Annotated in this window: 21 protein-coding genes and 1 pseudogene; 11 read left to right on the forward strand and 11 right to left on the reverse strand. The window is 72.7% G+C overall.

Going from position 1 to position 18,928, the window contains the following annotated elements:
* Positions 1–170 precede the first annotated feature (170 nt).
* Both ACFY6S_RS23510 and ACFY6S_RS23515 read right to left on the reverse strand, forming a co-directional pair.
* On the reverse strand, positions 171–611 hold the full coding sequence (locus ACFY6S_RS23510; RefSeq protein ID WP_388815378.1) for an ATP-binding protein: 441 nt from the start codon (positions 609–611) through the stop codon (positions 171–173).
* A gap of 360 nt (positions 612–971) precedes the next feature.
* Positions 972–1,958: a hypothetical protein gene (locus ACFY6S_RS23515; RefSeq protein WP_388815376.1), complete on the reverse strand. Its 987-nt coding sequence runs from the start codon at positions 1,956–1,958 to the stop codon at positions 972–974.
* A 94-nt stretch (positions 1,959–2,052) separates the two neighbouring features.
* Between ACFY6S_RS23515 and dapE the strand changes: the two genes are divergently transcribed.
* Positions 2,053–3,144, forward strand: a complete 1,092-nt coding sequence (gene dapE / locus ACFY6S_RS23520) for a succinyl-diaminopimelate desuccinylase (protein WP_388815374.1) — start codon at positions 2,053–2,055, stop codon at positions 3,142–3,144.
* 118 nt (positions 3,145–3,262) lie between these two features.
* Positions 3,263–4,012 (forward strand): TIGR00730 family Rossman fold protein, encoded by a 750-nt coding sequence (locus ACFY6S_RS23525; protein WP_388815372.1) that lies wholly within the window; start codon positions 3,263–3,265, stop codon positions 4,010–4,012.
* A gap of 93 nt (positions 4,013–4,105) precedes the next feature.
* On the opposite strand, the gene folP is transcribed toward ACFY6S_RS23525, so the two are convergent.
* Positions 4,106–4,975, reverse strand: a complete 870-nt coding sequence (gene folP, locus ACFY6S_RS23530) for a dihydropteroate synthase (RefSeq protein ID WP_388815370.1) — start codon at positions 4,973–4,975, stop codon at positions 4,106–4,108.
* Between the two features lie 117 nt (positions 4,976–5,092).
* On the opposite strand from folP, the gene ACFY6S_RS23535 reads away from it, so the two are divergent.
* Together ACFY6S_RS23535 and ACFY6S_RS23540 are read left to right on the forward strand one after the other, a co-directional pair.
* Positions 5,093–5,446, forward strand: coding sequence for a hypothetical protein (locus ACFY6S_RS23535; RefSeq protein ID WP_388815368.1), 354 nt, complete (start codon positions 5,093–5,095; stop codon positions 5,444–5,446).
* On the forward strand, positions 5,443–6,024 hold the full coding sequence (locus ACFY6S_RS23540) for a DNA-3-methyladenine glycosylase I (protein WP_388815366.1): 582 nt from the start codon (positions 5,443–5,445) through the stop codon (positions 6,022–6,024). The genes ACFY6S_RS23535 and ACFY6S_RS23540 overlap by 4 nt, the downstream gene beginning before the upstream one ends.
* A gap of 32 nt (positions 6,025–6,056) precedes the next feature.
* Here ACFY6S_RS23540 and ACFY6S_RS23545 read toward each other — a convergent pair whose 3' ends face one another.
* Complete coding sequence (locus ACFY6S_RS23545) at positions 6,057–6,860, reverse strand: enoyl-CoA hydratase-related protein (RefSeq protein ID WP_388815364.1); 804 nt, start codon at positions 6,858–6,860, stop codon at positions 6,057–6,059.
* 313 nt (positions 6,861–7,173) lie between these two features.
* Here ACFY6S_RS23545 and ACFY6S_RS23550 point away from each other — a divergent pair, with 313 nt between their 5' ends.
* The gene (locus ACFY6S_RS23550) at positions 7,174–7,341 is read left to right on the forward strand and encodes a DUF3117 domain-containing protein (RefSeq protein ID WP_009997451.1); all 168 of its coding nucleotides are present in this window, start codon (positions 7,174–7,176) and stop codon (positions 7,339–7,341) included.
* 140 nt (positions 7,342–7,481) lie between these two features.
* Here ACFY6S_RS23550 and ACFY6S_RS23555 read toward each other — a convergent pair.
* Positions 7,482–8,148 (reverse strand): annotated as a pseudogene (locus tag ACFY6S_RS23555) (O-methyltransferase).
* A 164-nt stretch (positions 8,149–8,312) separates the two neighbouring features.
* Between ACFY6S_RS23555 and sigE the strand changes: the two are divergent.
* From sigE to ACFY6S_RS23580, 5 genes are all read left to right on the forward strand, one after another.
* The gene (gene sigE, locus ACFY6S_RS23560; protein WP_388815362.1) at positions 8,313–9,071 is read left to right on the forward strand and encodes an RNA polymerase sigma factor SigE; all 759 of its coding nucleotides are present in this window, start codon (positions 8,313–8,315) and stop codon (positions 9,069–9,071) included.
* Positions 9,068–9,943 (forward strand): anti-sigma factor family protein, encoded by an 876-nt coding sequence (locus tag ACFY6S_RS23565; RefSeq protein WP_388815360.1) that lies wholly within the window; start codon positions 9,068–9,070, stop codon positions 9,941–9,943. The genes sigE and ACFY6S_RS23565 overlap by 4 nt, the downstream gene beginning before the upstream one ends.
* 113 nt (positions 9,944–10,056) lie before the next feature.
* Positions 10,057–11,739, forward strand: a complete 1,683-nt coding sequence (locus ACFY6S_RS23570) for a trypsin-like peptidase domain-containing protein (protein WP_388815358.1) — start codon at positions 10,057–10,059, stop codon at positions 11,737–11,739.
* Positions 11,740–11,923: 184 nt separating this feature from the next.
* Positions 11,924–12,418 (forward strand): sec-independent translocase, encoded by a 495-nt coding sequence (locus tag ACFY6S_RS23575; RefSeq protein WP_388815356.1) that lies wholly within the window; start codon positions 11,924–11,926, stop codon positions 12,416–12,418.
* A 116-nt stretch (positions 12,419–12,534) separates the two neighbouring features.
* Positions 12,535–13,197 (forward strand): hypothetical protein, encoded by a 663-nt coding sequence (locus ACFY6S_RS23580; protein ID WP_388815354.1) that lies wholly within the window; start codon positions 12,535–12,537, stop codon positions 13,195–13,197.
* A gap of 132 nt (positions 13,198–13,329) precedes the next feature.
* Here ACFY6S_RS23580 and ACFY6S_RS23585 read toward each other — a convergent pair whose 3' ends face one another.
* Genes ACFY6S_RS23585 through ACFY6S_RS23595 form a run of 3 tightly spaced genes read right to left on the reverse strand, consistent with a single transcriptional unit; the run spans position 13,330 to position 16,490 of the window.
* Positions 13,330–14,490: an Mrp/NBP35 family ATP-binding protein gene (locus ACFY6S_RS23585; RefSeq protein ID WP_388815352.1), complete on the reverse strand. Its 1,161-nt coding sequence runs from the start codon at positions 14,488–14,490 to the stop codon at positions 13,330–13,332.
* A gap of 43 nt (positions 14,491–14,533) precedes the next feature.
* Positions 14,534–15,157 (reverse strand): DUF1003 domain-containing protein, encoded by a 624-nt coding sequence (locus ACFY6S_RS23590; protein ID WP_388815350.1) that lies wholly within the window; start codon positions 15,155–15,157, stop codon positions 14,534–14,536.
* The gene (locus ACFY6S_RS23595; protein ID WP_388815348.1) at positions 15,147–16,490 is read right to left on the reverse strand and encodes a magnesium transporter MgtE N-terminal domain-containing protein; all 1,344 of its coding nucleotides are present in this window, start codon (positions 16,488–16,490) and stop codon (positions 15,147–15,149) included. The genes ACFY6S_RS23590 and ACFY6S_RS23595 overlap by 11 nt, the downstream gene beginning before the upstream one ends.
* A gap of 193 nt (positions 16,491–16,683) precedes the next feature.
* Between ACFY6S_RS23595 and ACFY6S_RS23600 the strand changes: the two genes are divergently transcribed.
* The gene (locus ACFY6S_RS23600; protein WP_388815346.1) at positions 16,684–17,457 is read left to right on the forward strand and encodes a hypothetical protein; all 774 of its coding nucleotides are present in this window, start codon (positions 16,684–16,686) and stop codon (positions 17,455–17,457) included.
* A gap of 35 nt (positions 17,458–17,492) precedes the next feature.
* Here the strand turns inward: ACFY6S_RS23600 and ACFY6S_RS23605 are convergent, their stop codons facing one another.
* The 3 genes from ACFY6S_RS23605 to ACFY6S_RS23615 all read right to left on the reverse strand — a co-directional run bounded on the left by ACFY6S_RS23605 (position 17,493) and on the right by ACFY6S_RS23615 (position 18,913).
* Entirely contained in the window at positions 17,493–18,023 is a 531-nt protein-coding gene (locus ACFY6S_RS23605) for a hypothetical protein (protein WP_388815344.1), read from the reverse strand.
* Positions 18,024–18,107: 84 nt separating this feature from the next.
* Positions 18,108–18,473: a hypothetical protein gene (locus tag ACFY6S_RS23610; RefSeq protein WP_388815342.1), complete on the reverse strand. Its 366-nt coding sequence runs from the start codon at positions 18,471–18,473 to the stop codon at positions 18,108–18,110.
* A 53-nt stretch (positions 18,474–18,526) separates the two neighbouring features.
* Entirely contained in the window at positions 18,527–18,913 is a 387-nt protein-coding gene (locus ACFY6S_RS23615) for a hypothetical protein (RefSeq protein WP_388815340.1), read from the reverse strand.
* Positions 18,914–18,928 lie beyond the last annotated feature (15 nt).

Here is an 18,928-nt window from a genome sequence, read left to right on the forward strand (position 1 = left end):
GGGCGACGCGGAGGGGGGGGGGCGGCGGGCGGGGGGGGGGCGGGGGCGGCGGGGGGGGGGGCCCGGGGGCGCGCGCGCCCCCGGCCCCACCGCGCGTATCCGGGCGCAGCGGGCACCCCGCGCCGTCCGGGCTGGCCCGGCCGGGGGTTTGGGCCGTGGGTCCTCGGCGGTCAGCCGATCGGCAGGCCCTGGACCGGCAGCCCGCCGAGCGTGCCGCCCGCGGGCGCCTTGGCCGCGCCGGTGCCGGCGGTGGCCGTCTTGGCGGTCTGACCCAGCAGGGTGCCCGCGCCGCCGGCGGTGTCACCGGCCGTCTTCTGGACGACGGGGGTGGCGGTCTTGGCGGCCTTGCCGACGGCCTTGCCCGCGGCCGGTACGCCCTGCTGGACGGCCTTGCCGCCCGCGTCGCCCACGGTCTTGGTGGCCTGCTGCGCGCCGCTGTCGAGGGTGTTGCCCACGGCGGCGCCGTCGAGCGAACTCACCGAACCCAGATCGGTCTGCGGCAGCTCCGCCGCGCTCGCGGAGCCGGCCGCACCGATCACCGGGGCGGCGCCCGCCGCGATGAGCAGTGCGGCGCGGGCGATCCGACGGGTGAGGGGGAGGTTCGCGGACATGATGCTCCTTCGGGGGAGAGAACAGTGCTGGTCGCTTGTCGCGTGCCGTGTCCGTGAGTGGACCGGACGCAGTGACAACCCCTCGAAGGGCGCCCGAGGATGCGGTGGGCACGGGTAAAGAATCAGCAATGCGTCGCATGATCGGGTATGGATAAAAAAGGGCGAACGAGTAGGGACGCCCAGGTGTGACGGACCGTCAGTTCCCGCCGTACGCAGGGAGTTCGGCGACGCGGTCCCCGCCCGCCCGCACCGGCGTCCCAAGGGCTTCCCGGCGGTGCGAGCCCCACCCGCACGGGTGACAGGCCGTACTGCCGCGCGGTGTGGAATTCCGGCCCCCGCGCGACTGCCGGGCGGTGTCGACTACCGAGCGGTGCGGATTCTGACCTCCGCCGTGCTCGCCGTCACCGCCGGACCGGCCACCGGCCGCCAGCCCTTGAACGCGTCCTCGGCACTCCACACCCGGCCCGCGAAGGAGACCTCGTCGATCCCGAGCGCCGTCGACTGCGCCACCGCCCAGTGCGCCAGCTCCCAGCCGTGCCGCGAACCCGCCGTCCCCCCGGCCGGGTCGCCGCGCCGGGGGGCGGTACCGGCCGCTGCGGCCGGTACCGGTACGGACAGCTCGCCGCCGCTTCCGGCGCCCGCGCCCGCACCCGCGCCCGAGCCGCCCGGCGCCGACTTCCCGGCGGACCGCCCGGCCGGCAGCACGTCCGCTCCGAAGGCCCGCACCAACTGGGCCCGTACCTCCGCCGGATCGCCCATCACCCCGCCGTTCGGCGCCGAGCACGTCAGCGAGGCCGCCGACCTGCCGGTGAGCGCCGAGGCCAGCAGCGCCGCGTCCGGTTCGTGCTTCGCGTACGCCAGCGGGAAGCCGCTGCGCTGCACCCGCTGCGCCGCCTCGGTCAGCGGCATCCGGTCGTACCCCTGGACCTTCACCAGATGGTCGTAGAACTCGCCCGCCGCGTAGACGGGGTCCTGGACCTGCGCCTCGGTGCCCCACCCCTTGGAGGGGCGCTGCTGGAAGAGGCCGAGCGAATCGCGGTCCCCGTAGTCGAGATTGCGCAGCGCCGACTCCTGGAGCGCGGTCGCCAGCGCGATCGTCACGGCGCGCTCCGGCAGCCCCCTGCCGCTGCCCACGGCGGCGATCGTCGCCGCGTTCGCCGCCCGGTCCGGGCTCAGCGCGTACGACGCGGCGTCGTCGCCCGAGGCCCGCACCACACAGCGCGGCAGACTGTCGCGACTGGTCATGTACTGCACATACGTGTAGCCGGAGAGGGCCAGCAGCATGACGAACGCGGAGACGAGGCGCAGGGGGCGTCCGCGACGGGAGGGGGTGGCGGTCTCGGGCACGCGCTCACCGTACTGGAGTCCCGCGCCGCACACGGCTTCATCGGCGACACCACGTGCGGGCCGTCGGCGAGGGGCATCGTATTAGGGTCGGACCATGTCCCACACCACCTCAGAGCCCGCGCTCGACCTCACCCTCGACGGCCCCGCACTCACCGCGGCGCTGGTGGACTTCCCCTCCGTCAGCGGCGAGGAGAAGCCGCTCGCCGACGCCGTCGAACAGGCGCTGCGCACCCTGCCGCACCTCACCGTGGACCGGCACGGCAACAACGTCGTGGCGCGGACGAGCCTCGGGCGCGCGGAGCGGGTCGTACTCGCCGGGCACATCGACACCGTCCCGATCGCGGACAACGTGCCCTCCCGGCTCGACGCCGACGGCGTGCTGTGGGGCTGCGGGACCAGCGACATGAAGGCCGGCGTCGCCGTCCAGCTCCGGATCGCGGCGACCGTCCCCGAGCCCAACCGCGACCTCACCTTCGTCTTCTACGACAACGAGGAGGTCGCCGCGGACCTCAACGGACTCGGCCATGTCGCCGAGGCCCACCCGGACTGGCTGGAGGGCGACTTCGCCGTCCTGCTCGAACCGTCCGACGGAGAGGTCGAGGGCGGCTGCCAGGGCACGTTGCGGGTGCTGCTCCGCACGGAGGGGGAGCGGGCGCACTCCGCCCGCAGCTGGATGGGTTCCAACGCCGTCCACGCCGCCGCGCCGATCCTGGCCCGGCTCGCCGCGTACGAACCGCGCCGTCCGGTCATCGACGGGCTGGAGTTCCACGAGGGCCTCAACGCCGTACGGATCGAAGGGGGCGTCGCCAACAACGTCATCCCCGACGCCTGCACCGTCACCGTCAACTACCGCTACGCCCCCGACCTGGACGAGGCGCGGGCGCTCGCCCACGTCCAGGAGGTCTTCGCGGACTGCGGGGTGACGGAGTTCACCGTCGACGACCACTCCGGCGCCGCCCTGCCCGGCCTCGCGCACCCGGCCGCCGCCGCGTTCATGGCGGCCGTGGGCGGGCAGGCGCGGCCCAAGTTCGGCTGGACCGACGTCTCGCGCTTCGGCGCGCTCGGCGTCCCCGCGGTCAATTACGGCCCCGGCGACCCGCTGCTCGCGCACAAGCGGGACGAGCGGGTGGCCGTGGAGCGGATCACCCACTGCGAGAACCGGCTGCGGGACTGGCTCACCCGGTGAGTGCCCGAACGGGCGCTCACCGGCCGGGGACCTGATCGACTGCCGGAATTTCGCCGTTTGTCACGTGCGCCGATCTACCCTTGCGCAGAACGACGCACAGCAGCGGAAGGAGCGGCTCATGGGCATGCCAGACGGAACGCGCAGGCCGGAGGAACAGCGGCTCGGTCCGGTGATCCGCAGACGGGAGCAGGTACAGCCCGGTACGACCGATCAGCGGCTGCTGGACACCGAGGGCGACTCGGAGTGGGTGCACACCGATCCCTGGCGGGTGATGCGCATCCAGTCGGAGTTCGTGGAGGGCTTCGGCGCCCTCGCCGAACTGCCGAGCGCCATCGCCGTGTTCGGCTCGGCCCGCACGCCGGCCGGCTCCGCGGAGTACGAGGCGGGCGTCCGGCTCGGCGGCGCGCTGGTCGACGCCGGATTCGCGGTGATCACCGGCGGCGGCCCGGGCGCGATGGAGGCGGCCAACAAGGGCGCGCGGGAGGCGGAGGGCATCTCCGTCGGCCTGGGCATCGAGCTGCCCTTCGAGCAGGGACTCAACCCGCATGTCGACATCGGGGTGAACTTCCGCTACTTCTTCGTCCGCAAGACGATGTTCGTGAAGTACGCGCAGGGCTTCGTGGTGCTGCCCGGCGGCCTCGGCACCCTGGACGAGCTGTTCGAGGCGCTCACCCTGGTGCAGACCCGCAAGGTCACCCGCTTCCCGATCGTCCTGTTCGGTACGGAGTACTGGGGCGGGCTCGTCGACTGGCTGCGCGGCACGGTCGTCGGCCAGGGCAAGGCGTCCGAGAAGGACCTGCTGCTCTTCCACGTCACGGACGACGTGGAGGAGGCCGTCGCCCTCGTCACGAAGGAGACCGGCAACTGACACGGGAGCGCGGGGCCACGGGCGGCGACCCGCCGGCCCCGCGCTTCCCGGCCCGGCCGCCCCCGGCCGCCCGCCGGGCGGCCGGGGAACCGCTCAGGCCAGACCCCGGCGGGCGACCGCCGGCGGCCGGTGGCCCGCGATCGAGGCCACCATGTCCAGCACCTGCCGGGTCTCCTCGACCTCGTGCACCCGGTAGACCCTGGCGCCCAGCCACGCCGACACCGCCGTCGTCGCGAGCGTGCCGGTCAGCCGCTCCTTGACGGGCCGGTCGAGCGTCTCGCCGACGAAGTCCTTGTTCGAGAGGGAGACCAGCACCGGCCAGCCCGTCTCCGCCATCTCGCCGAGCCTGCGGGTCGCCTCCAGCGAGTGCCGGGTGTTCTTCCCGAAGTCATGGCCGGGGTCGATCATGATCCCGTCCCGGCGCACCCCCAGCGCGACGGCCCGGTCGGCCAGAGCGAGCGTCACCCGCAGGATGTCGGCCATCACATCGTCGTACGCGACCCGGTGCGGCCGGGTCCTCGGCTCGGCGCCGCCGGCGTGCGTGCACACCAGCCCCGCCCCGTACCGCGCGGCCACCTCGGCGAGCCCGGGGTCCACCCCGCCCCACGCGTCGTTCAGCAGGTCCGCGCCCGCCTCGCAGACCGCCTCGCCCACCTCGCTGCGCCAGGTGTCGACGCTGATCACCACGTCCGGGTGGCGCCGCCGCACCTCCGCGACGAAGCCGACCGTACGCCGGGCCTCCTCGTCGGCCGTGACCTCGTCGCCCGGCCCCGCCTTGACACCGCCGATGTCGATGATCGCCGCGCCCTCGGACACCGCCCGCTCGACGCGGTCCAGGGCCGGTTCGTCGCGGAAGGTCGCGCCCCGGTCGTAGAAGGAATCCGGTGTCCGGTTGACGATCGCCATGATCACCGGCTCGTGCGGGCCGAATTCCCGGCGCCCCAGCCGCAGCGTGCCGCGCATCCCCTGCATCCTCCCAGCGTTCGGTTCGCCTGCGACCTTAACCGGCTTCGGCCGCCCCCACGGCCGACAGCTCGTGGCACGATCGGCATCGGACGTTTCCTGCCACGGGAGAAGCACGTGTTCTTGTTCTTGCTCATCGCGATGGTCGTCGTCGTCGCCGCCGTCACGCTCGCGGTCGTCGGCGGTGGCGACAGCACCGTCCTGCCGGACGTGCCCCCCGAGCAGCTGGTCGACCCGCTGCCCGTGACCCGCCCGGTCGGCCGCGCGGACGTCGAGGCGCTGCGGCTGCCGGTCGGCGCGCGCGGCTACCGGATGGCCGACGTGGACGAGGTGCTGAGCCGGCTCGGCGCCGAACTGGCCGAGCGCGACGCCCGGATCGCGGAGCTGGAGGCGGCGCTGGCCGGGGCGCAGGCCGCGGCCGTCTCCTCACCCGACCTGTTCGGGAAGCCGGGAGAGGAGACCGGGCGATGAGCGACGGCACGGCGGTGGCCGGCCCGGACGGGCGCCCGCGCTGCCCCTGGGGCCTGTCGACCGAGGACTATCTCGCCTATCACGACGACGAGTGGGGGCGGCCGGTCCACGGCGACGACGCCCTCTTCGAGAGGCTGTGTCTGGAAGCCTTCCAGTCCGGTCTCTCCTGGATCACCATCCTGCGCCGGCGCGAGGGGTTCCGTACCGCCTTCTCCTCCTTCGCGATCGCCTCCGTGGCGGAGTTCACCGACGCGGACCGGGACCGGCTCCTCGCCGACCCCGGCATCATCCGCAACCGCGCCAAGATCGACGCGACCCTCTCCAACGCCAGGACGCTGGCCGGGTGGTCTCCCGGCGAACTCGACGGCCTGATCTGGTCGTACGCGCCCGATACGGCCCGTCCCGCGCCCGTGACGACCGCCGACGTCCCGGCGGTCACCGACGAGTCCACGGCCCTCGCCAAGGCGCTCAAGAAGCGCGGCATCCGCTTCGTGGGCCCCACCACGGCGTACGCCCTGATGCAGGCGTGCGGTCTGGTCGACGACCACCTGGCGGACTGCGTGGCCCGCCGGGGCTGAGCCGGCCGGCGACCGCGCGGGGCGGTCCGGGCTCAGCGCCCCACGTACCGGGGCCTCTCCTTCGCCAGGAAGGCGCTCACCGCGATGGCGTGGTCCTCCGACGCGCCCGCCCGCGACTGGAGTTCCTCCTCCTTCTCCAACGTCTCGGCGAGGGAGTGGCCCGCGCCGTACGCCAGCGACTCCTTGAGCGCCGCCAGCGCGAGCGTGGGGCCCGAGGCCAGCGCGCGGGCGACCGAGGCCGCCTCGGCCGCCAGCTCCGCCGCCGGGACGACCTTGTCGACCAGCCCCCACGCGTACGCCTCCGCCGCCGGCACCGAGCGCGGGAACAGCAGCAGATCGGTGGCGCGGCCCCGGCCGACCAGGCGGGGCAGCGTCCAGGAGACCCCGGAGTCCGCCGTCAGCGCCACCCCGGCGAAGGACGTGTTGAACGAAGCGGTGTCGGCCACCACCCGGTGGTCGGCCGCCAGCGCGAAGCCCAGGCCGGCCCCCGCCGCGACCCCGTTGACCCCGGCCACCACCGGCTTGGCCATCTCGGTGATCGCCCGCAGGATCGGGTTGTAGTGCTCGCGCACGGTGCTCATGGCATCACCCGCGCCGTCCCGCCGTGCCGCTTCGAGCAGCGACGTGTGCTCCTTGAGGTCCTGGCCCACGCAGAACGCGCGGTCGCCGGAGCCGGTCAGCAGCACACCCCGTACGTCGGAGTCGGCCGCGGCGGCGGACAGCGCGTCCCTGAGCGCCACCTTGGCCGCCGTGTTCATCGCGTTCATGGCCTCGGGCCGGTTGATCGTGATCGTCGCCAGTCCGTCGGCGACGTCGTACAGCACGGTGTCGGTCATGATCGGGTCCCCTCGCGGCTCGGGCAGGTCCTGTCCGGCCCCAGCATGTCGGAGATCTCCGGCCGCGGGCATGTGACCTGCGTCTAAGAAACCGGGGCGCCGGCGGAGCGAACGGCGGCGAAGTATCGCAGGAGGATCGCCGAATTGCGGGGTTTTGCGAGAGCGCGTTGCGCAAGCGATGCCGTTCCATGTTGGTCATCGGGTCCCGCCATGCGGGATAATGCGCTGGAAGCAATGTGTTCGATGCCGGTGACACAGCGCCTGTCATGGGGCCGCCGGCTGCGATGAGCTGGTTTCAGGAAGGGGAACGAGCATGGCGGCCATGAAGCCGCGAACGGGCGACGGCCCGCTCGAGGTGACCAAGGAGGGGCGGGGCATCGTCATGCGCGTTCCGCTCGAAGGCGGCGGTCGGCTTGTCGTCGAGCTGACTCCGGACGAGGCGGAGGCGCTCGGCGACGCGCTGAAGAAGGTCGTCGGCTGAGCGGAACGTTTTCAGGGTCTTCGGGGTGAACGCATCATCCTTGGACAGACAGACCTCTGCCCCGGTACGGAGTTCTTCCGTACCGGGGCAGAGGTCTGTCCGGGCTCGCCCGCGCGGACCGGCCGGCGTGCGGCGCCGCCTCAGCCGCGCCGTACGGCGCAGAGCAGCCCGTCGCCCACCGGCAGCAGCGTCGACTGCAGCTCCTGACTCTCCCGCACGGCCCGCAGCAGCTCCCGTACCCGCAGGACCTCGGCGGGCTGAGCCGACGAGTCGACCGTCCGTCCGTTCGCGAAGACACCCTCGAAACAGACCAGTCCGCCCGGCCGCAGAAGCCGCAACGATTCAGCGAGATAGTCGAGCGATTCGAGCCGGTCGCCGTCGCAGAAGACCAGGTCGTACCCGCCGTCCGCGAGACGCGGCAGCACGTCCAGGGCGCCGCCCGGGATGAACCGCGCGCGGTTCCCGGCGAATCCGGCCGCGCGGAACGCCTGCCGGGCGAACTGCTGCCGGTCCGGCTCGGTGTCGACCGTGGTCAGCACACCGTCCGGGCGCATTCCCTGGAGCAGATACGTACCGGAGACACCGGTACCCGTCCCGATCTCCGCCACCGACTTCGCGTCGAGCGTGGCAGCGAGCAGCCGCAGCGCGGCACCCGTGCCTGGTGACACCGAGCGGAGCCCCGCGTCCCTGGCCCGGTCACGGGCCCAGCGCAGTGCTTCGTCCTCGGCGACAAAGGCGTCGGCGAACGCCCAGCTCGTCTGCCGGTTGGCGGTAATGACCCTCTCCTTGTCCCCGTTGGCGGCGCAACGGTGACTGTATCCGCTGCGCCCGGGAACCCGCAGATGGGACCGGGCGTTAAGAAGAGGTGCGGAGCAAGGCGCGCGGGGCCGGGATCAGGGTGGGGACCGACCCGGGGGCCGGGCCCAAATTCGCGTAAAGATTCTTATCCGGAGCTAACGGGCGGAGTGGCTATGGTAGGGGCTCCACTGGACACCACCAGAGCCGATAGGGGAGGTGCGGCTGCGCCTGTGGATCGGGGAGGAGTGCTCAGGCGTCTTCTCAGGTCGGCCGGCGAGCCGAAATCCGTGACCAAGTCCGCTGACCGTTCTCGCTCCATCGACTCCGCAGTTACCGCGACCTTCGCATCGGATGCGGAATCGCAGGCGTGGACGCCTCCCAGCTGGGAGGAGATCGTCAGCACGCACAGCGGACGGGTCTACCGCCTCGCGTACCGCCTCACGGGCAATCAGCACGACGCCGAGGACCTGACCCAGGAAGTCTTCGTCCGGGTCTTCCGCTCGCTGTCGACCTACACGCCCGGCACCTTCGAGGGCTGGCTGCACCGCATCACCACCAACCTCTTCCTCGACATGGTCCGCCGCAAGCAGCGCATCCGGTTCGACGCGCTCGGCGACGACGCGGCGGAGCGGCTGCCCAGCCGTGAGCCGTCGCCCCAGCAGGTCTTCCACGACACGCACTTCGACGCGGACGTCCAGCAGGCGCTGGACACCCTCGCGCCCGAGTTCCGGGCCGCGGTGGTCCTCTGCGACATCGAGGGGCTCTCGTACGAGGAGATCGCCGCCACCCTCGGCGTGAAGCTCGGCACCGTCCGCAGCCGCATCCACCGCGGCCGCTCGCATCTGCGCAAGGCGCTCCAGCACCGCTCCCCCGAGGCCAGGGCCGAGCAGCGCGCGTTCGCGAGCGTGGCCGGGGAGGGCGGATCGGCGTGAGCGGCACCAGCCAGACCCCCGCCGAGCAGCATCTGGGGGACCGACTAGCCGCCCTGGTGGACGGGGAGCTGGACCACGACGCGCGCGAGCGCGTGCTGGCCCACCTCGCCACCTGTGCCAAGTGCAAGGCGGAGGCCGACGCGCAGCGTCGGCTCAAGAGCATGTTCGCGCAGACGGCCCCGCCGCTGCCGTCGGCCGGGTTCCTCGCCCGCCTGCACGGACTGCCCGGTGGTGGCCAGGGGCCGGGCCCCGGAGACGACGACAACGGAAAAGGGCTGTTCGACGCGGGCCGCTTCGGTGAGGGCGTCTTTCCTGTACGGTCCGACGCCTTCGGCCATGTCCCGATGGGGGCGCACGCCGTCGCGCTGCCCGGCGGTTCCGGCTTCCGGATCCACGAGGTCGGGCGGCGGGAAGCGGAGCGCTCGCCGTGGCGCGGACGCCGGTTCGCCTTCGCGGCGGCCAGCGCGGTGTCGTTCGCCGCGATGGCCCTCGGCGGGACGATGCCGCTGGGCACCACCGCCGACATCCTGCCGCGCGGCGCGGGCAACGCGGTGACCCCCATGCGCGCCCCGGGCACCACCTCCCCGGTCCCGGTCGGCGAGAGCGCCCGCCGCCAGGGCGGCATGCGCCCGCAGTCCGTCGACCGGCCGGCACCGACGGACGCGCCCGGCGGTCCCCGCGCGGAGACCCTCGCCGGGGAGTCGTTCACGCCCACCGCCCTGACCGGCACGTCGTCGGCCCTGTGGGTACGTCCCACCGGCTCGGCCCGCCAGATCGACGAGACCACCGGCAGCGGCCCCACGGCCACACCTCACCCCTCCCGCCTCGCCGCTCCGACCCTGCCCACCGCTCCGCTTTCGGCCAGGCGCTGAGCCCGCGCCCTGCGGAAAGCTCCCCGGACCTGGTTGAATCCCTCTTGCCGTGAGCGGCACCGGCTAGAGCGGCCCCCACGGGGGGCGCGCGGAACGGCAGTTGCGGGGAGAGCATGGACGACGGGAAGCCCAGCGGACCGAAGGCGAGCTGGTGGAGCCGTCCCGCGCCGGGACGGCCGGCGGCGGACGGACCGGAGACGGAGCCGCTCCGCCCGGCCGGCCCGGATGACAGCCCGTCACCATCCGCCGATCCGGCCAGCGCCGCGTCGCGGCCCGCGGAGTCCATGCCCGCCGAGTCCCGGCCGGACGGGCCGCCGGCCGCCGGAGCGCCGCCCCTCGTGGGGGCGCAGAGCCCCGCCGACGCCGTCACGGCGCCCCAGGACCGTCCCCGGCCGCTGCACGAGCCCGACGACTACAGCACCCCGCCCTACGGCGGCCCGGGCCCCTGGGCGCCCGCACCCCCCGTACAGCTGCCCACCCCGGCACACGGCACCCCGCTGCCCCCTGAGCACGGCGCCGCGCCGCCCTCGTACGACGCGGGGACGCCCGCCGCCGCCCACCTGCCGCCGCCGTCCGTGCCCCGGGTGCCGCACCAGCCGCCGTCGCCGTCCCCGCAGTGGGGCCAGTACGACCCCTGGAGCGCGCCGGGACAGCGGCAGCCGCTCACCCAGTACGGGGAGCCGGCCGGGCGGCGCCGGCGCGTCGGCGGCGCCGCCCTCGTCCTGCTGGCCTTCGCCGGCTGTGTCCTCGGCGGCGCGGTCGGCGCGTACATCGAGCGCAACGGCGGCTTCACCAGCGTCGAACTCCCGCAGGCGGGCCCGGAGACCACCGACCGCGCCCCCGACAGCGTCGCGGGTATCGCCGCCAGCGCGCTGCCCGGCGTCGTCACGCTCCATGTCAGCGGCAGCGGCGAGCAGGGCACCGGCACGGGCTTCGTCCTCGACCGCAGCGGCCACATCCTGACCAACAACCACGTCGTCCAGCCCGCCTCCTCCTCCGGCGAGATATCGGTCACGTTCAGCGGCGGCCAGACCGCCCGCGCCCGGCTCGTCGGCAAGGACAGCGGCTACGACCTCGCCGTGGTCAAGGTCACCGGGGTCTCCGGGCTCAAGCCGCTCCCGCTGGGCAACTCCGACAACGTCCGCGTCGGCGACCCGGTCGTCGCCATCGGCGCCCCCTTCGACCTGTCCAACACGGTGACGTCCGGGATCATCAGCGCCAAGGAGCGCCCGATCACCGCGGGCGGCGAGAAGGGCGACGGCAGCGACATCAGCTACGTGGACGCCCTCCAGACCGACGCCCCGATAAACCCCGGCAATTCGGGCGGCCCGCTGGTCGACGGCCGGGCCCGGGTCATCGGGATCAACAGCGCCATCCGCGCCGCCGACAGCGGCTCCGGCCTCACCGGCGGCCAGTCGGGCTCCATCGGCCTGGGCTTCGCCATACCGATCAACCAGGCCAAGCGAGTGGCGGAGGAGCTGATCAACACCGGGAAGGCCACCCATCCGGTCATCGGGGTCAGCCTCGACATGGAGTACGCGGGCGACGGGGCCCGGGTCGGCGCCGAGGCGGCCGACGGCGGCCCCGCGGTGACCGAGGGCGGGCCGGGCGCCGAAGCCGGTGTCCGGGCGGGCGACGTCATCACCGAGGTCGACGGACAGCGCGTGCACAGCGGCGAGGAACTGATCGTCAAGATCCGCGCCCACCGCCCCGGCGACCGCCTGGAGCTGACCCTCCTCCGCGCGGGCAAGGAGCGGACCATGACCCTGTCCCTCGGCTCGGCGGACGGCACCTGACGGCCACCCGTGGCCGAGGCCCCCGCGGCACCCGACGGCCACCTGGAGGTACCGCCACGACAGAGGGGGAAGGTACCGTGGAGCGGCCCGGACCCCCGATCCACCGCGACCCGCCCCGGTATTCCCCGGGCCAGGACGACCGCGTCCCCCCGGCCGCGGCCCGGAGAACACGAGGAGCAGCAGAGTGTTCAGTGACATCGGCGCCCTTGAGGTGGTCACGATCGTGGTGATCGCCGTGATCGTCTTCGGCCCGGAGAAGCTTCCCAAGGTCATCCAGGACGTCTCGCGCTTCATCCGGAAGATCCGCGAGTTCTCCGAGAACGCCAAGCAGGACATCCGCTCGGAGCTGGGCCCGGAGTTCAAGGACTTCGAGTTCGAGGACCTCAACCCCAAGACGTTCGTGCGCAAGCAGCTCCTGGAGAACGACGATCTGGGGCTGAAGGAGATCCGCAGCAGCTTCGACCTCCGCAAGGAGGTGACCGATGTCGTCGACGCGGTCAACGGCCATGAGAGTGGAACCGCCGTGTCGGACTCACCGGTTTCCACCGTCAAATCGCTGACCGGCCAGGGCGCCGGCGGCGCCGCGGCGGCTGCCGCGACAGCCGGTCCTGACCTGCTCAAGAAGGCCGGGAAGGCCGATCGGCCCGAACGGCCTCCCTTCGACGCAGACGCCACCTGAGCACGACCAATCCCTGCGAGTCGGGACCGGGTGGCTATCCTCCATCTGTCCGGCACTGAGACGCCCGTCGGGGGCGGGCCACGCCGGACGTACGAGATCGAGGAGGCGGCCGGCAGATGGAGACGACGAGTCGGGCGGGTGCGCGGGGCGCGGACGGTCCTGCGGAGACCGAAGGGGGCACCACGGCCCCGCGTACGGTCGACGCCTACCTGCGGGCCCCGTTCCCCTGGTACGGCCTGGACGAGGCGTTCACGGGCCCGCGCTGGCTCATGCAGGTCGGCGCGGACTCCGACGGGGTGGTGCAGCACGGCGCCACGGGCCACGGTGAGGCGCCGTCGATAAGACCGGACACGTCGGACGCGGACAAGGGACGGTTCGCGGTCGTCGTCACGGTGGGGACGAGCCCGGTGCGCAGGACCAGCGACGGTACGGGCCAGTTGGAGGCCACGACGGCGTCCTCGGCGGCCTGGCTGGCCGGTTCCGGGCTGCTGGCGTCGACCTGGCCCGCGCTGCTGGACCACGCGCTGCGCGACGACTGGCTGAAGCAGCAGACGGAGGCCGCCTTCGAGCTGGCCGACGATCTGGCCGGGGCGGCGTGGTCGGCGCTCTCCCTGCCCGTGGACGGCGCGCTCACGCCCTTCCACTACCGGGAGTCCGAGTTCGGCTGGGTGCTCGCCGGCTCGACGGCCGGCGGGGTGCACCTGGGCGCGTACGGGCGCGGGATGAGCGCCTACGGCCTCGGGTTCTCGGTGATCGAGGACATCAACACGTACGGCTGAACGGCCGAGACGGGCCGACCGCCCGGGCCGACGGGACGGGGGCGACCGCCATGAGCGGCCGCCCCCGTCCCATTCGTACCGCGCCCGGTCCCCGGTCCGTCCGTACCGCCTCCGGAACGGGCCGTGGCGTGCTCAGAACTTGTTGCGCGGGGTGATCCCCAGCGACATGCCCGACAGGCCGCGCTGCCGGCCGCCCAGCTTGCCCGCGATCCCGCGCAGCGCCACGGCGGCCGGGGCGTCCGGGTCGGAGAGCACGATCGGCTTGCCCTCGTCGCCGCCCTCGCGCAGCCGTACGTCGATCGGGATCGCACCCAGCACCGGCACCTCGGCGCCGGTCGTCCGGGTCAGTCCCTCGGCGACCAGCTTGCCGCCGCCGGTGCCGAAGACGTCGATCATCTCGTCGCAGTGCGGGCACGGCAGCCCCGACATGTTCTCGACCACACCGACGATCTTCTGATGGGTCTGCACGGCGATCGAGCCCGCCCGCTCCGCCACCTCGGCCGCCGCTTGCTGCGGGGTGGTGACCACCAGGATCTCGGCGTTGGGCACGAGCTGGGCCACCGAGATCGCGATGTCGCCCGTCCCCGGCGGCAGGTCCAGCAGCAGCACGTCCAGGTCGCCCCAGAAGACGTCCGCCAGGAACTGCTGAAGCGCGCGGTGCAGCATCGGGCCGCGCCACACCACCGGCGCGTTGCCCGGGGTGAACATCCCGATGGAGATCACCTTCACGCCGTGCGCCGACGGCGGCATGATCATGTTCTCGACCTGGGTGGGCTTCCCGTCGGAGCCGAGCATCCGGGGCACGCTGTGCCCGTAGATGTCCGCGTCGACGACCCCGACCTTCAGTCCGTCCGCCGCCATGGCCGCCGCCAGGTTGACCGTCACCGACGACTTCCCGACGCCGCCCTTGCCCGACGCCACCGCGTACACCCGGGTGAGCGATCCCGGTTGGGCGAAGGGGACCTCGCGCTCGGCGGTGCCGCCGCGCAGGGAGGCGGCCAGCTCGCGCCGCTGCTCGTCGCCCATCACGTCCAGCGTCACATCGACCCGGGTCACCCCGGCGACGGCGGCGACCGCCTCGGTCACGTTCCGGGTGATGGTGTCGCGCATCGGACAGCCGGACACCGTCAGATAGACCGTGACGGCCACCGCGCCGTCTTCGCCGATCTCCACCGATTTGACCATGCCGAGGTCGGTGATCGGCCGGTGGATCTCGGGGTCGTTCACCGTCGCCAGCGCATCGCGCACCGCGTCTTCCGCGGGGACGGCGGTTCCGTACGTGTCGGTAGCCATACGGAGATGGTACGGCGATCCGCGCCGCCCCGACGAAGGCCCCTCAGCGGTCGCTCTCCGCCCGTCCCTGCCCCGTCCCGCCACCGGTCCCCGGCCCGTCCGCCGGCCGCCGTTCGGCCGTCTCGCGCACCAGGTCCTGGAGCTCGGAGCGGATCCAGTCGCGCGTGGCGACCTCGCCCAGCCCCATCCGCAGCGCCGCGATCTCCCGGGTCAGATACTCGGTGTCCGCGATCGACCGCTCGTTCTGCTTGCGCTCCTGCTCGTGCGTGACCCGGTCCCGGTCGTCCTGGCGGTTCTGCGCCAGCAGGATCAGCGGAGCGGCGTACGACGCCTGGAGCGAGAGCACCAGCGTCAGGAAGATGAAGGGGTAGGGGTCGAAGCGCAGCTCGGTGGGGGCGAGGACGTTCCACCCCAGCCAGACCACGATGACCAGCGTCATCCAGACGATGAAGCGGCCCGTCCCCAGGAAGCGGGCGACCCGCTCCGAGAGCCGCCCGAACGCCTCGGGGTCGTACTCGGGCAGCTCCGGCAGGATCCGGCGCCGCTGCGGCCGGGGCTGGTCGAGCCGTGTCCGGCCGCCGTGCGACAGGGCCGTCGCCCCCGCCCCCGAACCGGCCCTCGTGCGCTCCCGGCCGCCGCTCTCCCGCTCCGGACGCTCAGACACCACGGTCCGCCTCTTCCGCCTCGTCGTCCGCCTCGTCCGTTCCGTGCGCCGCCGCCGTCCGATGCGCCTCTTCCGGCCCGTCGCCCTCCGCGTAACCGGTCTCGCGCCAGTCGTCCGGCAGCAGATGGTCGAGGACATCGTCGACCGTGACCGCGCCGAGCAGCGCCCCGGTCTCGTCGACGACCGGCGCCGCGACCATGTTGTACGCGGCGAGATGGCTGGTGACGGCGGACAGCGGGGTGTCCGGCGCGAGCGGCGGCAGATCGCTGTCCACGATCGAGCTGACCATCGTGTACGGCGGGTCCCGCAGGAGCCGCTGGAAGTGCACGGTCCCCAGATACTTGCCCGTCGGCGTCTCGTCCGGCGGCCGGCACACATAGACCTGGGCCGCGAGCGCCGGGGAGAGGTCCTGGCGCCGCACCCGGGCCAGCGCGTCCGCCACGGTCGCGTCGGGGCGCAGCACGATGGGATCGGTCGTCATCAGACCGCCGGCCGTGCGCTCCTCGTACGACATCAGCCGCCGCACGTCGGCCGCGTCGTCGGGGCGCATCAGCGTCAGCAGCCGCTCCTTGTCCGCCTCGGGCAGCTCGGAGAGGAGATCGGCCGCGTCGTCCGGGTCCATCGCCTCCAGGACGTCGGCCGCGCGCTCCTCCTGGAGCTTGCCGAGGATCTCCACCTGGTCGTCGTCCGGCAGCTCCTCCAGGACGTCCGCGAGCCGGTCGTCGTCCAGGGCGGCGGCCACCTCGGCCCGGCGCTTGGGGGTCAGATGGTGCAGCACATTGGCGAGATCGACCGGGCGCAGCCGCTCGAAGGAGGCCACCAGGCGCTCGGCGCCCTGCCCCTCCTCCTCCAGCGAGAAGCCGGTGACGGCCGACCAGCCGACGGTCAGCGCCTCCCCGCGCCTGCGCAGCGCGCCGCCCTTCCTGCCGCGTTCCACGAAGACCTTGTCGATCTCCCAGTCGCGGCGGGCCGGCAGCTGATGGATGGCGACATCGAGCACGGTCACCTCCTCGCCGGTCTCCACCAGCCGCACCCGCCGGTCGAGCAGCTCACCGAGGACGAGGCGCTCGGTCGGCCGCTGCTCGAAGCGCCGTACGTTCAGCACACCGGTGGTGATCACCTGGCCCGACTCGATACCCGTCACCCGGGTGATCGGCAGGAAGATCCGGCGCCGGCTCAGCATCTCCACCACCAGACCGAGCAGCCTCGGCGGCCGGCCGGTGACCCGCAGCATCGCGACGAGATCGCGGACCCGGCCCATCTGGTCGCCGGTGGGGTCGAAGACCGGCACGCCGACCAGATGCGAGACGAAGACCCGGGGCGTGACTGCGGCCATCGCCGAGCGCCTCCTTGTCGTTGATTGTCCTTGTATCCAGCGTGATTACGGGTTCAGGCTAGCCCGAACCGGTGTGGCCCGCCGTGACGGTTCCGTCCGCGCGGCGCCCCCGGTACTCCACGTCGAGAGGTCGCCCCGGCACGGGTACGCTGCGGTCTGCCACCGCCAGCAGCGTATGAGAGGCAGTACGGCTGTGACCGTTCTCCCGTCGTCGGACCGGGCCCGTCGGGCCGTCCTCCCCCTCGCGCTCTGCCTGGGACTGGCCGCGGGGCTCACGGCGTGCGGCGAGGATCCCGACGAGGGGACGAACGGGGTCGGCAAGCTCTCCGCCGCCGAGATCGAGAAGAAGGCACAGACGGCGGCGGGCACGGCGGGGGCGGTGCGGCTCGCCGGCACCCTGGTCAGCGGCGGCGAGGCGTACAAGCTCAACATGCGGCTCAAGGAGAACGGCGCGCTCGGCTCCGTCGTCTCGAAGAACAGCACCTTCCAGCTGCTGCGGATCGAGGACGCGCTGTATCTGAAGGCCGACGCGGGGTTCTGGAGCCACGCGGACGACTCGGACGGCAAGGCGACCGCGACGCCCGGCGCCTCGGACTCCGAGGCGGCGGGAAAGCTCGGGGACAAATATGTGAAGGTGCCCCAGGAGGACCCGGCGTACAAGCAGCTGACCGTTTTCACGGACATGAAGGTACTGCTCGGCGGAATCCTCACCCTGCACGGCGAGTTGAACAAGGGAGCCCGCGACCGGATCGGTGGCGTGCGGACCGTCAAGATCAGCGGGAGCGCGGGCGACGGCGGCACGCTGGACATCTCGCTGGAGGGCACGCCGTACCCGGTACGGCTGGAGCGCGCGGGCAACGCGGGGACGCTGACCCTCGCCGACTGGGGCAAGGACTTCGAACTGGCGGCCCCGTCCAAGGGCCAGACCGTCGACTACGGCAAGCAGCTGCCCAAGACCGGCGAATAGAGCCTGTCGGACGGAGGCCGGTCCTTGTCTGGCCGTCAGCTCTCCCGCCCCTTCTTCGGGGCCTTCTTCGCGCGCTTGAGGAGCAGCCGGCCCAGGGAGGCGGGTACGGGCTCACGGGTCGTGGCGGGCGTCGGCAGCGGGGTGGCCGCCAGCGAGTCGGCCGGCAGTTCGGTGGTCGAGTCCTCGGGCACCAGCCGCAGCACCCGGCACTCCCGGGCCCAGCGCTCCGTCATGACCTCCGCGTCCGGCGCGTTGAGCCGCTTGCCCTTCAGCTCGGCCACGGCCGCCTCCCACTCCGGCGAGTGCGGGGCCAGCTCCACGACGGCGGCGGTCCAGGCCACCAGTCGCCCGCCCTTGTCCTTGCTGCGTACGGTCACCTCGGCGGTGGCACCGGCCACCAGCCCCGGCAGCGGCTGCTCACCGGGACCGTCCCCGACCAGCAGCGCAGCGCCCTCGTGCCAGACGTGCCACAGCGCGCGGTCGGGACCGGAGCCCCTGACCCACACGAGGCCGGACTTCTTGGTGGCCTCCTCGACGAGCGCCGGGCCGAGCTGTGGTGGTGTCATGCCCGCAGCCTATCCAGCGGCCGGGGAGCGGTCACCCGCCCGCTCGCCCTCGCGGGCCACCCGGGCCCCCGCTCACATCTTGATTCAGAAGTCGCTGAACAGCTTTCCACCGAGCACGAAGAGCGCCGCCATCACGCCGAACAGCTGGATCATCATCAGGCCGGGCATCTGATTCTCTTTGCTGGGGCCCTCGGTGGCCTCGCGGCTCGCGACGGCTCTGATCGACTTGGCGTGGCCGAGCGTGCCGATCGCGAACGACACGATGACGACGAGGTAGTAGGCGAGCGCGGTTCTGAGCGGCCAGCCGAACTTCAGCACCCCGGCCGTGTTGATCGCGACGAGGCCCAGCGCGGCGGCCACTCCGATCTTCACCTGCTGTTCCTTGGTGTTCATCAGCGGCAACCACGCGCGGAGGAAGACGCCGATGGCGAGAGCCACCGCGATGATCATGACTACCAGGGGTATCGAGGAAAGCTGCATGGCTCCGTCCGAGGGGCTGGAGTTCATCCTCCGGTCGCGATGAAGGAGAAGACCGCCCAGAGGCAGGCGACTCCGGCGAAGACGAGGACCGCCCATGTCGGCGGCGCCGCCTCCTGCCAGTCGACCTTCTCCCCGGCCGCTTCACGCCGGTTGAGTTCTTTCCTCTTTCCCCGTGGCAGGAGAAGAAGGAACGGGAGCATCAGGAAGAAGCCGCCCAGGCTGAAGAGGAGCACGTCGATCGACTCGCCTTTGCCGAGACCGATCCCGATACCGCCCACGAGCGGGATGAGCATCCACAGAAGCGGGGACCGCTGACCCCAGGTGACGGTCAACGAGATGTAGGAGAGAGCGAAGACGGCTATGCCGAGGGTGAAGACGAGAAAGACGATCTCGCGAGGGATGTCGAGCATGGAACTCCCTTTGGA

The sequence above is a fragment of the Streptomyces sp. NPDC012835 genome, assembly GCF_042900885.1.
Classification (GTDB): Bacteria; Actinomycetota; Actinomycetes; order Streptomycetales; family Streptomycetaceae; genus Streptomyces.